The following is a 13,696-nucleotide window of genomic DNA, read 5'->3' as shown; positions in this document are numbered from 1 at the left end:
TCGGGTGGGGGTAACAACCCCACCCATGACCATGATTACCACGACAGCAGAGCTGACCCGCGCCTGTGATGCGCTCCTGCAAAGCGATTTCGTCGCCGTCGACACCGAGTTTATGCGTGAGACCGTGTACTGGCCGGCCCTGTGCCTGATCCAGGCCGCCGGCCATGACACGGAAATCATCATCGACCCGCTCGCTGAAGGCCTCGACCTCGAGCCCTTCTGGGAGCTGATGGCCGATGATCGCGTGATGAAAGTCTTCCACGCCGCACGCCAGGACCTGGAGATTTTCTTCCACCAGGGCGAAGGCCTCATCCCGGCACCGCTGTTTGACACCCAGGTCGGCGCCATGGCGCTCGGACTGGGCGATTCCATCGCCTATGACGGCCTCGTCCGCGCCCTCCTCAAGCGCCCCATCGACAAGGGCCCGCGCTTTACCGACTGGTCGCGCCGCCCCTTGAGCGACAAACAGCTCAAATACGCCATGGCCGACGTCACCCATCTGCGTGACCTCTACCCGATCATGCGCGAAAAGCTCGACCGCAAGGGCCGCGAGGACTGGCTGTCGGAAGAAATGGGGATCCTCACCCGCCCGGCGACCTATGAACTCAACCCGGAAGACGCCTGGAAGCGTCTGAAGCTGCGCAAGATGACGCCGCAATGGCTGGCCGGTCTGCGCTGTGCCGCCGCCTGGCGTGAACGCGAGGCCCAGACCCGCGACATGCCGCGTCAGCGGGTGATGAAGGACGACGCGCTTTACGAGATCGCTGCGACCGCGCCAACCCAGGCGAGCGAGCTGCAGGGCCTGCGCGCCGTGCCGAAAGGCTTTGAACGCTCGCGCCCGGCTGAACGCCTCTACGAGGCGATGCGGGCGGCCATGGCCGATGCGGAGAATTACGCGCCGAAGGTGGAAAAACCCGCCCCGCCGCCCTCCAATGTTGGCCCGACGGTCGAGCTCCTCAAAGTCTATCTCAAGCGCGTCGCTGAAGAGGCCGGTGTCGCCACCCGCCTGATCGCGACCGTGCCGGACCTGGAAAAACTCGCCGCCGACCCCAAAGCGGACATCCCGGCCAATAAGGGCTGGCGCCGCGAGGTGTTCGGCGAACCCGCGGTGCGCTTGATGCAGGGCGAGATCGCCCTGGCGCTCAAGGATGGCCGCGTGGTGATGCAGGATGTGAAGGGCTAGCGATACTCCACGACCGCGTCCCGGCCGATAATACCGGCCAGGCCGCCGAGCTGGGAAATCGACCGCTCAACATAGAGATCGCGCACGCTGTCATCGACTTGCAGCAGGAGGCGGTCCGCTTGCGTGCTTAGGGTAAAGCGCCCGAGCAAGACTTCCGAGCGGCCTGAGAGCTTGGCGGCCAGGCGTAGGGCCAGCCCCAGGAATTGCGCGCGCTCATGCTGCGCTTCACTCATCAGATGCGGGGCATCCATCACGTCCATGGCGTGAACGGAACCACCATGACGGTAATGCGTGACCGCGGCGAGGAAGGCCCGCTCGGCATGCTCAATCCCGGCAAAGGGCGCATAGAGCACAGTCTCGCGGGCGAGGTCCGTGCGATGATCGGGATGCATGCGCGCGCCCATATCGGCGAGGCGACAGGCCGCTTCCAGCAAGAGCCAGTCCCGGCGCGGTGAGAAGACCGGCGCGAGCGGTTCCATCACCGGCCGCAGCCAAACCGCGAGCGCGCGGCCGAATGAGGGCGCCGGGGCGGCCGGCCGGGCTAGCGCCTCGGCGCCGGCGACCAGCGGGTCCTGATCGAGCAGGCTTTCCGGCTGCCCGGCCATGATCACGCCTTCGCGCAGACCATAGGCAGAAAACACGATACGACCAAAACCACCGCGCTTGACCAGCCGCCGCAGCAAGAGCGCGGCATAGGGCAAGGTCGCGGCCCGCCGGCGGCCAATGCCCGGAATACCTTCCAGCGAGGCGGGGCTCAGCCGCGCCGCCAGGCGCGTCAACTGGCGCACCTGTTTCTCGTCGAGGCCAAACTGGTGCACTACGCGCAACGGATAACCTGACCGGGCAAAGGCCAGCTGGGCCAGCGCCCGCCACGCCCCCCCGACGGCATAGAAGGTCGTGCCTTTGGTCCCGGAGAAATCAATCCCGTCGAGGCCTTTTTCAATCTTGCGCTTGGCGCGGGAGTAATCCCAGCCCTTGGCCCCGATCACTTCCTGGGGCCCAAGCGGAAAGGTCTTGCCGGCTTGCGGACGACCATTGACCAGGGGCGTGATCTCGAGACTCGACCCGCCGAGATCCCCGGTCATGCCATGCGCATCGGGGATGCCGGCAACCAGTCCCAGAGCCGACATTTCGCCCTCTTGTGCCCCGGAGAGTACCTGGACTTCCAGCCCGGAGCGCTCGGCGACCTGCTCGACGAAATCCGGACCGTCCGTGGCATTGCGCACCGCAGCGGTGGCGACGACGTAACGGTCGGAAACAGCCTTGGCATCAAGCAGACGCCGGAACCGCTTCAGCGCACGCAGGGCGATCTCGACGCCCGCCGGATTGAGACGCCCGGTCTCACGCACACCCTCGCCCAGCCCGGCCATGACCTTTTCATTATAGATTGGCCAGAGGGCGCGGCCCTCGAGACGGAAATGCACCAGACGCACGGAATTCGAGCCGACATCGATGACGGCGACATCGCGTTCAATCGCATTCTCCGCGATCAGCCCCGGATCTTCCGCCCCCAAAACCAAGACCTAGCCGCCATTCCCGGTCAGCACCGGCGGAGTATCGCCCGACAGGGCCTCTCCGCGTCCGGACAGGGACGGGTTGGTCATGAAATAGGCATGGGCCGAGAACGGCTCCTCAATGGCAGAGACATCGACCCGGCGATAATCGCCATCGCCGTCCATATACCAGCTATTGGCCTCGTCATTGAGGTTGGCGACCATGATCTGATCGAGCACCTGGCGGTGTACGGTCGGGTTCTGGATCGGGCAGAGATGCTCAACCCGGCGATCCAGATTGCGCGGCATCCAGTCGGCCGAAGAGATATAGATCTTGGCATGCGGCGACGGCATGGCGTGACCATTGGCAAAGGCCACGATACGGGTGTGCTCGAGGAAGCGTCCGACAATGCTCTTCACCCGGATATTCTCCGACAAGCCCAGTATCCCCGGACGCAGACAGCAAATACCGCGCACCACGAGATCGACCTTCACACCGGCCTGGCTGGCCGCGTAGAGCGCGTCGATGATTTCCGGATGCACCAGCGCGTTGAGCTTGACCCAGACCGCCGCCGGCTTGCCGGCCTTGGCGTTCTTGATCTCATTCTCGATGCTGTCGATCAGCGTCTGCTTGAGATTGATCGGCGACAGCGCCAGGCGCTCGAGATTCTGCGGCCGCGCATAACCGGTGATGTAGTTGAACACCCGACCGGCATCACGGCCAAAGGCCGGATCGGCGGTGAACAGCGACAGGTCGGTATAAACCCGCGCCGTGATCGGGTGGTAATTGCCGGTGCCAAAATGCGCATAGGTGCGCAGCTCGCTGCCCTCGCGGCGGACCACCAGCGAGACCTTGGCGTGGGTCTTGTACTCGATGAAGCCATAGACGACCTGAACGCCGGCACGCTCCAGATCACGCGCCCATTTCAGATTGGCTTCCTCGTCAAAGCGCGCCTTGAGCTCGACCAGGGCGGTGACATTCTTGCCCGCCTCGGCCGCCTCGATCAGGGCGGCGACGATGGGTGAGTTCTTCGAGGTGCGGTACAACGTCTGCTTGATCGCGACCACGTCGGGATCGGCCACCGCCTGGCGCAGGAAAGCGACGACCACGTCGAAACTCTCATAGGGGTGCTGGATGACGATGTCCTTTTCCCGGATCGCGGCGAAGCAATCCCCGCCATGATCGCGGATACGCTCGGGATAACGCGGCTCATAGGCCGGGAAGAGCAATTCGGGGCGGTCGTCAGGGATCAGCTCGCTCGCCTGGGCCAGGCCGAGAATCCCCGAGATCGGCACCACGTCCTGATCCTCGGCATGAAGATGGGCGATGATGAAATTGCGCAGCTGGTCGGGCATGCTCGCCTCGAGCTTCAACCGGACAATGACGCCGCGGCGGCGCTGTTTGAGCAGGTTTTCAAACTCGAGGACCAAGTCCTCGCTCTCTTCCTCGATCTCGATATCGCTGTCGCGAATAACCCGGAAGGCGCCCTGCCCGACCACTTCATGGCCCGGGAACAGCGTGTCCACATACATCGCCAGCACGGTTTCCAGCGCAATGAAACGGCGCTCGGGCCGCCCCGGTGTCTCGCTGGCACGGGCAGGCAGTTCGACAAAACGCTTCACCCCGAGCGGCATCGGGATGAGGCCATACATTTCCTTGCCGTCTTCCTTATTGCGCAGGTGCAGCGCCAGAGCGAAGCCGAGATTGGGAATAAATGGGAATGGATGCGCCGGATCGATGGCCAGCGGCGTGATCACCGGCAGGGTGTGGGACAGGAAATCGCCATGCAGCCAGGCCGCATCGGTCTTCGACAACTGGTCCGCGTCCAGAACGGAAACACCGTGCTCTGCAATCTCGCGGCTCAGCGAATCCCACAGGGCCTGCTGCTTGCCCATCAGCTCGCTGGCGAGAACATGGATCTGCTCGAGCTGCTCGGCCGGAGTCAGGCCATCAATACTCGTCGCGGTAACACCATTGCGCACCAGGGCCCGCAAACCCGCGACCCGCACCATGAAGAATTCGTCCAGGTTCGAGGCCGAGATCGACAGGAAGCGCAGACGTTCGAAAACCGGGTGACGCAGGTTCTCCGCTTCCTCGATGACACGCATGTTGAAACGCAACCAGGACAGCTCGCGATTAAGAAAGCGCGAGGGGCTGGTCTTGAGCTGCTCGATTTCGGGCACCGGGGTAAGGTCCGCGGTCATTCGCCGTCTCCTGGATCAGGGCTGTCCGGATTAAGTTCTGCAAGCACTTCACGCGCAACAACGCGTGTGATCGGGCTCTGCTTTACCAGCGCCCGTTTGTCTAGCAAGTCAACGAGTGTCCTTGCCGCAGCCACCGAGCGTTCCATGCGCGGCAGCAGGTATTCAATCACGCCCGGCTTGATCGGCGCATGCCGGTCATTGAGCTGTTTGCGGATCAACTGGGTCAGCAGCGCATCATCGGGCTCATGCAGGGCAACCTGCGGCAAGGCCCGCAGCCGCGAAACCAGGTCCGGCAAACCCGCTCCCCATTGTGCTGGCGGCACCCGCGCCGTCATCAGCAAAGCCGGAAGCTCGCCCTTGGCCGCCCGGTTGAAGGCATGGAACAGCGCCGTGTCGCTTCCGCCATGCTCGGTATCTTCGACCACCAGCGCGGCGCCCGGCTCGATCTGGTCGAGCGCTGCGCCCAGCTCATCGATCGACGTCACCCGCGCACCCGATCGCCGCGCCCAGATCGAAGCCAGATGCGATTTGCCGCTGCCCGGTGGTCCGATCAGGGCAAAGGCCCCCGCCGGCCAGTCGCGCCAGCGCTCGAGCGCCGTTGTGGCCTCTCGATTGGCAGCGCCGAGAATAAAGCTGTCTGCGCTGAAATCGACCCGGTTGGGCAGATCCAGCGCCAATTGCTGCGTCATGCTTGTGTCAGCCCCGTAACCGGGATCAGAATTCTGTCCGGACGACCCAGCCGAGGTCCGGATACTCTTCCAGGGCAGCGCCGCGTTCAGCCAGTTCGGACACCAGCTGTTCCAGGGCACCGCGATAATTCACCGTCATCAGCGCACCATCGCGCGACATGGCGTCCAGACGCGCATCCTCGATCAGTGATGTTCCGGTCAGGGCCATTTGCAGGCGGCGCCATTCCTCGAGGCCACCATAAAGCACAGTGACGCGGAATTCTTGGGTCTCGCCGCCGCGAACGACCGACTGACGCTTCCACTCGGCCTCGCGATCCAGAACAAATTGCTGCGCCGCATTGCTCCAGCCGCCGAATACCGTCTGCGGCCCCCAGGTCTCGACTGTCAGCTCCTCGACATTGTCGAGATTGACGAGATAGCCACCGACGCGGCGGATACCGCCGCGCTCCTGGGCGCGCAGCACCGCGATCCGGTTGACACCGTAATAGGCCCCTGCCGCGCGCAGTGCTTCTTCATTCAGGCTCAGCGCATCGCGTGCCGAGATCAGGGCCGCGCCCTCCCCGTTGCCGGGCACAAACATCGGGGTCAGAGAGTTGGCGAAGGACTGGCTCGTCCAGGCCTGGCGCCAGGGATTATTGTCCCAAAGCCGAAAATCGGTCGCGCCGTCGAGGATTGGCAGGACCAGGGTGGGCCGCGACTGAGCGGAGACATAGGGGATGCCATAGGCACCGAACACGCGCTCAACGGCCCGCGGATCGAAGCTGATTGTCAGTTCGGCCAGGTAGCGCGTCGCGCTGCGCTGCTCGTTCTGGATTTCCAGGCCGGAAATCATTTCCGCGACAACCGACGCGTCCAGATCGGCGCTGGTCACCATCTCACCGAACTCGTTCATGTGCGGCTCGAAATCGAAACCTGTGCCAGCACGGTCTTCCTGCAGCGTCAAACGCTCGATCAGGACCCGCGCCGCATCTTCCTGGCCCTGACGCATGGCGGCGGTCTGAGCTTCCAGCGCATTATCAGCACTGGCATCGATGGAGACATTCTCCACCGTATAGGGGTCGTCGGCCTGAACACTGGCAACAGCAAGGATCGACAGGCTCAGGGCGGCAATAAAGGAACGCACGGGCAGAACTCCTGGTGGCGCGATTTGACCGCCACTATAGCTGCCCCGCAGCTGGCGTGAAGCCCGCGACTTGCGTTGCACCGGCGTTTGCACTGTACTCCGCGCTCTTTTTTTCCACGGGCTGAGGGATTCGCGATGGCGAACAAGGAAACGGGCGCTCCGGCTAACGGGCTGACCTATGCCGATAGCGGTGTCGATATTGATGCCGGCGATGCGCTGGTCGATCGCATCAAGCCGCTGGCGGCTTCGACCCGTCGTCCTGGCGCGGCAGCAGACCTGGGCGGTTTCGGTGGCGCCTTTGATCTCAAGGCCGCAGGCTATGATGATCCGATCCTGATTTCCGGCACGGATGGCGTCGGCACCAAGCTGAAACTCGCCATCGCCACCGGCAAGGTCGACACGGTTGGCATTGATCTCGTGGCCATGTGCGTCAACGACATCCTGGCCCAGGGTGCCGAGCCGCTCTTCTTCCTCGATTACCTGGCGACCTCGAAGCTCGACCCGGAGCGCGGCGCCGACATCGTCGCCGGTATCGCGGCCGGCTGCCGGGAAAGCGGCTGCGCCTTGATCGGCGGCGAAACGGCAGAAATGCCTGGCATGTATGAAGGCGAGGATTTCGACCTTGCCGGCTTCGTCGTCGGTGCGGCCGAACGCGGACGCCTCCTGCCCGACCATGATCGTATGTCGGCCGGCGATGTCCTCATCGGCCTCGCCTCTTCCGGCGTGCACTCCAATGGCTATTCCCTGGTCCGCAAAGTCGTCGAGGTGGCCGGCCTGGACTGGCCCGACCCGGCCCCGTTCGCACCGCAACAGAGCCTGGGCGATGCCCTGCTTGCGCCGACGCGGCTTTATGTCAAAGCCTGCCTGCCGCTGATCAAGGCGGGCCTGGTGAATGGTCTGGCCCACATCACCGGCGGTGGCCTGGTTGAAAACCCGCCGCGCATGACCCCGAAATCGCTCAATCCAGTGATTGATTACGGTGCCTTTGAGCTGCCACCGGTATTCAAGTGGCTGGCGGAGACCGGCGGCATTGCCGAGAGCGAAATGCACCGCACCTTCAATTGCGGCATCGGCATGCTCCTGTCCGTCGCTCGCGAGGACGTCGACCAGGCGCTTTCCATGCTTGCCGAAAACGGTGAGACCGGCATCATTGTCGGTGAACTTCAAGCAGCCTGACCCAGGACACAGACCTGATGGCGAAAACTAAGATCGCTGTGCTCATCTCCGGGCGCGGCTCCAACATGCAGGCAATCATCGAAGCGGCCAAGGCGGAGGACTACCCCGCCGAGATCGTCCTCGTTGCGTCCAACAAGCCCGATGCGCCGGGCCTCGCCGTGGCGGAAGCCGCGGGGATCGAGACCGAAGTGATCGATCACCGCGAATACGAAACCCGCGAGGATTTCGAACAGGCGCTGGACACGCTGATCCGTCTGTACGGCGCCCGCATTGTCTGCCTGGCCGGGTTCATGCGCATCCTGACCCCCTTCTTCACCGAGAAATGGCGTGATCTGCTGATCAATATCCACCCCTCCTTGCTGCCGGCCTTCAAGGGCCTGCATACGCATGAGCGGGCGCTGGAAGCGGGCGTGCGCATTCATGGCTGCACGGTGCACTATGTACGCCCGGAAATGGATGATGGCCCGATCATCGGCCAGGCGGCTGTTCCGGTCCTGCATGGAGATACGCCGGACACGCTGGCCGCCCGTGTGCTCGAGGCCGAGCATCAGCTCTACCCCCAATGCATCGCCCTGGCTTGCGAGGGCAAGGCCCGCGTTGCCGGTGAACGGGTGCGATTGCAGGTGCGCGAATTCGGGGCCGACCTCTTGATGAACCCGCACGACTGACACGGTCATGCGCATCACCGACGAGCTGGTCATAGACGAGGCCGAGATCGAGGAGCGTTTCATCCGCGCCTCCGGCCCCGGCGGCCAGCACGTCAACACGACCGACAGCGCCGTTCAGCTTCGCTTTGATGTCGAGGCCTGTTCGCGGCTTACGCCAGAGGTCAAGGCGAGGCTCAAACGCCTGGCCGGCTCGCGCCTGACCAAGGAGGGCGTGCTGGTGATCCGGGCCGACACGCAAAGGGCGCGCGAACGCAACCGGATCGACGCCCGCTCCCGCCTCAAAGCCCTCATCGAACGCGCGCTGGTGGCGCCGAAACCGCGCAAGAAATCGCGTCCCTCGCTCGCCGCCGTCCGCCGCACCAAGGAAGCCAAGGCACGGATCAGCGCCAAGAAGGCGGCGCGCAAAAAGCCGGGCGCCGAGGACTAGGCGGCCTCAACCAGCGCGTCGATCTCGGCCAGGCGCCGGTCGATCTCGGCTTGCGGCAGAAAGGATCCGGTAAAGCTGTTCCGGGCCAATGCGATAATGTCGGCCTCGTTCAAGCCGACAGCGACCGCGGTCTGCTTGAAATTCTCATTCACATAACCGCCGAAATAGGACGGGTCATCGGAGTTCACCGTTACTTTCAGCCCCAACTCCAGCATGCGCTTGAGCGGGTGCTGGCGCAGGTCAGGAACGCCGCAGAGCTTGAGGTTGGAGAGCGGACAGACGGTGAAGGTCATGCCCTCGCCCGCCAGTCGGTTGACCAGGGCCTCATCCTCCAGCGCCCGGTTGCCATGATCGAGCCGGTCGATCTTGAGCAGGTCGAGGGCCTCATAGACATACTCCGGCGGGCCCTCCTCACCGGCATGGGCAACGCGCTTGAGCCCGAGCTCGGCCGCCGCCGCAAACACGCGCTCGAATTTGGAGGGCGGATGGCCCAACTCCGAACTGTCCAGCCCGACAGCCTCGATCTGGGCGAGATAGGGTTTGGCTTGCTCCAAGGTTTCAAACGCCGCCTCCTCGCTCAGATGGCGCAGGAAGCAAAGGATCAGCCGCGAGGTCAGCCCCCACTCGGCCTCCGCCTTGGCCAGGGCCCGGGTGATGCCGGTGATCACGGTCTCAAAGGCGACACCGCGGCCGGTATGGCCCTGCGGGTCGAAGAAGACCTCGACATGGCGCACCGTGTCGGCGTGCGCACGTTCGAGATAAGCCCAGGTCAGATCGAAGAAATCCTGCTCGGTAATAAGCACATTCATGCCGACATAATAGATGTCGAGGAATTCCTGGAGATTGGCGAATTCATAGGCCGCGCGGACCTCATCGACCGTCTTGAACGGGATCTCGACCTGATTGCGCCGCGCCATTTCAAACATCAGCTCCGGCTCCAGCGAGCCTTCCAGATGCAGGTGCAACTCCGCCTTGGGCAGGCGGTCGATCAGGGCGTTGAGGTCGGTCATGGCGGGCTCCGGCGAATATGCCGCCATGATCCCGCAATGCTTCCCTTGCCGCAAGCGTGCAACCCCGTCAGCCGAATACCCGCCGCAGGAGCGAGGAGGCCTGCCCCAGCGGGTCGCGTCGAATGGCACGCTCTTCCTCACCGATGTAATAGAAGACCCCGTCCAGCGTCTTCTCGACCGCATGATCACGCAGCGAGCCGGCCAGGTTGTCCGAGGACACCGAGCCCAGGCCAAAGCGCGACAGCAAGTCATTGCCCCGGTTCACATGCGGCTCGATGCGATCGAGCGTGCGATACACTCCGGCATCGCCCATGGCATTTTCCATCGGTGGCTCGAGCAAGCTTGCCAGGCGCGATCCGGATCGGCGGCGCAGATATTCCGTAGCGGCCGTATCGGAGCCGCCGACAATGTCGACGGCATCGCGCACGGTCATGCCTCGAATAACGGAAAGGAAAATCTCGCGTGCCTGCGGCATGGCGCTCTCGGCGGCACGATTGAGGCCCAGCTCGAGCGTGTCGAGCTGTCCGGACATTCCCAGCGGGCGCAGGGTCGATTGCAGCCGGCTGACGGAGCGCGGCAGATCAATGCGGACCTGGGGATCGCCCCAATAGCCATCGACCACGCCCAGACGGCGGGTTGCGAGGCGCGCCGCCTGATCGAGCGCTTCACGCACACCATCGGCGGCCTGTGAACGGCCGAAGCTCTGGGCTTGTGCGCCGGCCGTTGCCATCGTGGCCAAGGCCCCGGCGATGAAAATCCGTCTCTGCATGTTTCCCCCCAGAATGGATCGGCCAGCAATATGTGGCCTAATCAATTGAACCTGCCGCCCATTTTACGGCGTTTCAGATGAACAGGCGGCAACAGCCGCAGCGGTCGACAAGCCGGCACACAATTCCCGCGCCGCACGCATCTCGCCACGGGCGATCAGGATAGCCGCCAGTTCCGGGATCGCTTCGGCATTGAACGGGTCCCAGTGCAGGACACGGCGATACCAGCGCTCGGCCTCCTCAACCCGATCCTGTTCGACGTGCCGGCGCGCGATCATCAGCCCGGCTCCGGAATGCCAGGGCCGGATTCGCGCGGTCTCATCGTCATAGCGCCGGGTCATGGCTTCAAAGGATTGTTCCAGATAGCGCAGCGAGAGTTCAGACTGTCCCTGATAGCCATAGAGGTCGGACAGGTTCATCAGGCTTTCCCAGTTATCCGGATCAATGGTCACGGCCCGGTCATAAGCGCGCATCGCCCCGCTGATATCTCCCATCGCCGAGCTTGCCAGCCCTAGCGCGCGATAGCCCGGGGCATAGCCCGGATCGATCTCAAGCGCCTGGCGGGCATGCCCCAAAGCCCGCTGCAATTGCTGGCGTGCCTCCGGCGTCGCCGTCCGGCCATTGGTCAGGGCGGTCTGGATCCGCGAATTCAGCCCCACCTCGGGCCAGTCGCCCGGCGACCAGCGCACTACACTCTGGGTGATGGCATTGGCAAGACCCGCCTGGGCCTGGGCACTGGCCGGGTCGATTTCCAGCGCGCGCTGATACAGGCGCAGGGCCGCCTCATTCTCGCTTCGGGTCATCTGGGCATAGAAATCATCGGCCCGGGCGATCAAATCCGCCGCAGGCTCGTTTTGAGGGCTATCCGCCGGCAGTATGAGCAGCAGCGCGACCACGGCAGCCAGGACCAGCGCCGCACCAATTCCAGCAAAGGGCAGCCAGAGCGGCAGGCCGGTTTCATCGCTGGCCAGAGGTTCAACTGCGACGCCCAACCGGTAACCACGCTTGGGCACAGTGACCACAAATCTTGCGGCGCGCGCTTCATCCCCCAGCGCCCGGCGCAGTTTCCACACCGCGCGCGACAGGGCGTCTTCATTCACCGTGACACCGGGCCAGACCTTCTCACCGATCCTGTCGCGGCTCACCGTGTCCCCGGCGGCCTCGGCCAGAAGGCATAACAGGCCCATCACCTTGGGCTCCACCTCGATGATCTCGCCATCACGGAAGAGGCGGCCATTTCCCGGCTCAACCCTGATATTTTCTAGCTGGAAGCCTGCCTGCAAATTCAAGACTCTACTCCGGACGAACTCAAGGGTCAGAAAAAGGTCAGGTCAAAAGGATAGTCCGGTCATGGCGTGAAATGGAAGCGCACACAAGGCTAGCGGTTGATCGATGATGTGACTTAAGGAATTGCCATGCGTCTGACTTTCATTGCCCTCGCCCTCAACCTGATGGCAGCCCCGGCCCCCGCGCAATCAAGCGACAGCTTCACAGCGGACGCGCTGCGGCGCGATTTCAGGCATCTCTACACCACACTGCAATCAGCCCAGCCGGGGCTCTACTCTGCCACCCCGCAATCCGTGCTTGATCAGCGCCATGCTGAAATGCTGCACGAAATCGACAACTCGATGTCTGCGTTTGAGGCCTCGGTCTATTTCCAGACCTTCCTGTCTGAAATCCGAATTGCCCATACGCGCATCGATTTTCCGGTGAGCGACTGGTTCGCTTGGCGCGATAACGGAGGCGGAGCGGTGCCCTTTGATATTCGCATCCGCGATGGCCGTGTTCTGGTCGAGAGCGTCCTGCCTCTGGAAAACGGACTGGTACGCGGTGACGAGATTATTGCCATCAACGGGCAGCCCAATGCGCTCTGGCTCGACCGCATGACCGCGCACCTGTCGGCAGACACACCCGAATTCGCCTATACCCTGCTGGAAAGCTATTTCCCGGCTGTGGTCTGGCTGGAATACCCGCAGGCCGAAAGCCTGAGCATAACCGTGCGCCGCGGCGATGGCCGTGATCATCGTATCAACGTCCCGCTACTGTCCAGCGACGCTATGGCGACCCTACCGGAAGCCCCTATGCAATCCTTCCAACTACCGCTCTTCGATGCCCGCATGATCGGCGAGGATATCGGCTATCTGCGCCCGGGCCCGTTCTACAATACCGATGAAGGCGGCAATCCCTGGGACCCGACGAGCTATGTCGCCCGGGTGGATACCGCCTTTGGGGCATTCATCGCAGCCGATGCTGACACGCTTATCCTCGACCTGCGCGACAATCCCGGCGGCAACAACACCTTCTCCGACCCGATCATTGCCTGGTTTGCCGATGAAGCCTGGCGGTTCGCCTCCGAGTTCCGCCTCCTGGTCAGCGAGACCACGACCGCGTCCAATGCGGCCCGGCTGGCCGAAGGCGGCGGCGAGGTCAGCGCGCAATATGCCGAGCTGTTTGCCAATGCCCAGAATGGCGACACCATCCTCTATGACTTCCCCCAGGCTGAACCGCGCGAGGGGGAGCGTTTCCAGGGCGAGGTCTATGTTCTCATCAACCGCTATTCCTACTCCAACGCGGTGACGACCGCGGCGCTGGTCCAGGATTACGGCTTTGGCATTATTGCCGGTGAAGCGACGGCGGACATGTCGACCACCTATGGTGCCATGGAATATTTCACCCTGCCGGCCACAGGTATCCGGGTTGGTTATCCCAAGGCGCATATCATCCGCCCCAATGGCGATGATCATCCCCACCCGGTGACGCCGGATATCGAGCTCAGCCTGCCGCTCCTTAGAGGCGAAACTGACGCCGCTCTCGACCAGCTTGTCGAGCGAATCCGCGCTGACTGATACGCAAACAAAAACACCCCGACCGCCAGGCCGGGGTGTTTTTAGTCTGAAGTCTGTGCCGTCCCACGCCCCCGGCCCAGCCCCCCCATGATGGTACCCTTGCGGGTGG

The 13,696-nt window shown here is 63.4% G+C and carries 12 protein-coding genes; 5 read left to right on the top strand and 7 right to left on the bottom strand.

What is annotated here, in order from left to right; all coding sequences use genetic code 11:
* Positions 1-25: 25 nt before the first annotated feature.
* Positions 26-1,183: a ribonuclease D gene (gene rnd / locus Q1V51_RS06005; protein ID WP_300554172.1), complete on the top strand. Its 1,158-nt coding sequence runs from the start codon at positions 26-28 to the stop codon at positions 1,181-1,183.
* Here the strand turns inward: rnd and Q1V51_RS06000 are convergent.
* Genes Q1V51_RS06000 through Q1V51_RS05985 form a run of 4 tightly spaced genes read right to left on the bottom strand, consistent with a single transcriptional unit; the run spans position 1,180 to position 6,693 of the window.
* Entirely contained in the window at positions 1,180-2,703 is a 1,524-nt protein-coding gene (locus Q1V51_RS06000; RefSeq protein WP_300554170.1) for a Ppx/GppA family phosphatase, read from the bottom strand. The genes rnd and Q1V51_RS06000 overlap by 4 nt on opposite strands.
* A 3-nt stretch (positions 2,704-2,706) precedes the next feature.
* Positions 2,707-4,881: an RNA degradosome polyphosphate kinase gene (locus tag Q1V51_RS05995; protein WP_300554168.1), complete on the bottom strand. Its 2,175-nt coding sequence runs from the start codon at positions 4,879-4,881 to the stop codon at positions 2,707-2,709.
* Entirely contained in the window at positions 4,878-5,570 is a 693-nt protein-coding gene (locus Q1V51_RS05990) for a hypothetical protein (protein WP_300554165.1), read from the bottom strand. Before Q1V51_RS05990 ends, Q1V51_RS05995 begins: the two co-directional genes overlap by 4 nt.
* A gap of 25 nt (positions 5,571-5,595) precedes the next feature.
* A complete protein-coding gene (locus Q1V51_RS05985) occupies positions 5,596-6,693 on the bottom strand; it encodes a DUF2066 domain-containing protein (RefSeq protein ID WP_300554162.1) in 1,098 nt (365 codons plus the stop codon).
* A gap of 135 nt (positions 6,694-6,828) precedes the next feature.
* Between Q1V51_RS05985 and purM the strand changes: the two genes are divergently transcribed.
* Genes purM through arfB form a run of 3 tightly spaced genes read left to right on the top strand, consistent with a single transcriptional unit; the run spans position 6,829 to position 8,964 of the window.
* Positions 6,829-7,869 carry a phosphoribosylformylglycinamidine cyclo-ligase gene (gene purM, locus Q1V51_RS05980; protein WP_300554159.1) on the top strand — a complete coding sequence of 347 codons (1,041 nt, stop codon included), beginning with the start codon at positions 6,829-6,831 and terminating at the stop codon, positions 7,867-7,869.
* A 17-nt stretch (positions 7,870-7,886) separates the two neighbouring features.
* Positions 7,887-8,537 (top strand): phosphoribosylglycinamide formyltransferase, encoded by a 651-nt coding sequence (purN, locus tag Q1V51_RS05975; RefSeq protein ID WP_300554156.1) that lies wholly within the window; start codon positions 7,887-7,889, stop codon positions 8,535-8,537.
* Between the two features lie 7 nt (positions 8,538-8,544).
* The gene (arfB, locus tag Q1V51_RS05970; RefSeq protein ID WP_300554153.1) at positions 8,545-8,964 is read left to right on the top strand and encodes an alternative ribosome rescue aminoacyl-tRNA hydrolase ArfB; all 420 of its coding nucleotides are present in this window, start codon (positions 8,545-8,547) and stop codon (positions 8,962-8,964) included.
* On the opposite strand, the gene Q1V51_RS05965 is transcribed toward arfB, so the two are convergent.
* The 3 genes from Q1V51_RS05965 to Q1V51_RS05955 all read right to left on the bottom strand — a co-directional run bounded on the left by Q1V51_RS05965 (position 8,961) and on the right by Q1V51_RS05955 (position 12,030).
* A complete protein-coding gene (locus Q1V51_RS05965; protein ID WP_300554150.1) occupies positions 8,961-9,974 on the bottom strand; it encodes an adenosine deaminase in 1,014 nt (337 codons plus the stop codon). The genes arfB and Q1V51_RS05965 overlap by 4 nt on opposite strands.
* Before the next feature lie 67 nt (positions 9,975-10,041).
* Complete coding sequence (locus Q1V51_RS05960) at positions 10,042-10,743, bottom strand: DUF4197 domain-containing protein (protein WP_300554145.1); 702 nt, start codon at positions 10,741-10,743, stop codon at positions 10,042-10,044.
* A 63-nt stretch (positions 10,744-10,806) separates the two neighbouring features.
* Positions 10,807-12,030, bottom strand: coding sequence for a winged helix-turn-helix domain-containing protein (locus Q1V51_RS05955; protein WP_300554143.1), 1,224 nt, complete (start codon positions 12,028-12,030; stop codon positions 10,807-10,809).
* Positions 12,031-12,156: 126 nt separating this feature from the next.
* Here Q1V51_RS05955 and Q1V51_RS05950 point away from each other — a divergent pair, with 126 nt between their 5' ends.
* Positions 12,157-13,587 carry a S41 family peptidase gene (locus Q1V51_RS05950; protein WP_300554140.1) on the top strand — a complete coding sequence of 477 codons (1,431 nt, stop codon included), beginning with the start codon at positions 12,157-12,159 and terminating at the stop codon, positions 13,585-13,587.
* The last annotated feature ends 109 nt before the right edge of the window (positions 13,588-13,696 follow it).

The sequence above is a fragment of the Maricaulis sp. genome, from assembly GCF_030149235.1.
Classification (GTDB): Bacteria; Pseudomonadota; Alphaproteobacteria; order Caulobacterales; family Maricaulaceae; genus Maricaulis.
The sequence above is the reverse complement of the archived record's forward strand: the minus strand, read 5'-3'. Positions and strand labels throughout refer to the sequence as shown.

Excerpts from the sequence above, each read along its gene's own strand:
- rnd (WP_300554172.1), top strand. The coding sequence starts at position 26 with ATGACCATGATTACCACGACAGCAGAGCTGACCCGCGCCTGTGATGCG.
- Q1V51_RS05995 (WP_300554168.1), bottom strand. The coding sequence starts at position 4,881 with ATGACCGCGGACCTTACCCCGGTGCCCGAAATCGAGCAGCTCAAGACC.
- Q1V51_RS05990 (WP_300554165.1), bottom strand. The coding sequence starts at position 5,570 with ATGACGCAGCAATTGGCGCTGGATCTGCCCAACCGGGTCGATTTCAGC.
- purM (WP_300554159.1), top strand. The coding sequence starts at position 6,829 with ATGGCGAACAAGGAAACGGGCGCTCCGGCTAACGGGCTGACCTATGCC.
- purN (WP_300554156.1), top strand. The coding sequence starts at position 7,887 with ATGGCGAAAACTAAGATCGCTGTGCTCATCTCCGGGCGCGGCTCCAAC.
- arfB (WP_300554153.1), top strand. The coding sequence starts at position 8,545 with ATGCGCATCACCGACGAGCTGGTCATAGACGAGGCCGAGATCGAGGAG.
- Q1V51_RS05965 (WP_300554150.1), bottom strand. The coding sequence starts at position 9,974 with ATGACCGACCTCAACGCCCTGATCGACCGCCTGCCCAAGGCGGAGTTG.
- Q1V51_RS05960 (WP_300554145.1), bottom strand. The coding sequence starts at position 10,743 with ATGCAGAGACGGATTTTCATCGCCGGGGCCTTGGCCACGATGGCAACG.
- Q1V51_RS05950 (WP_300554140.1), top strand. The coding sequence starts at position 12,157 with ATGCGTCTGACTTTCATTGCCCTCGCCCTCAACCTGATGGCAGCCCCG.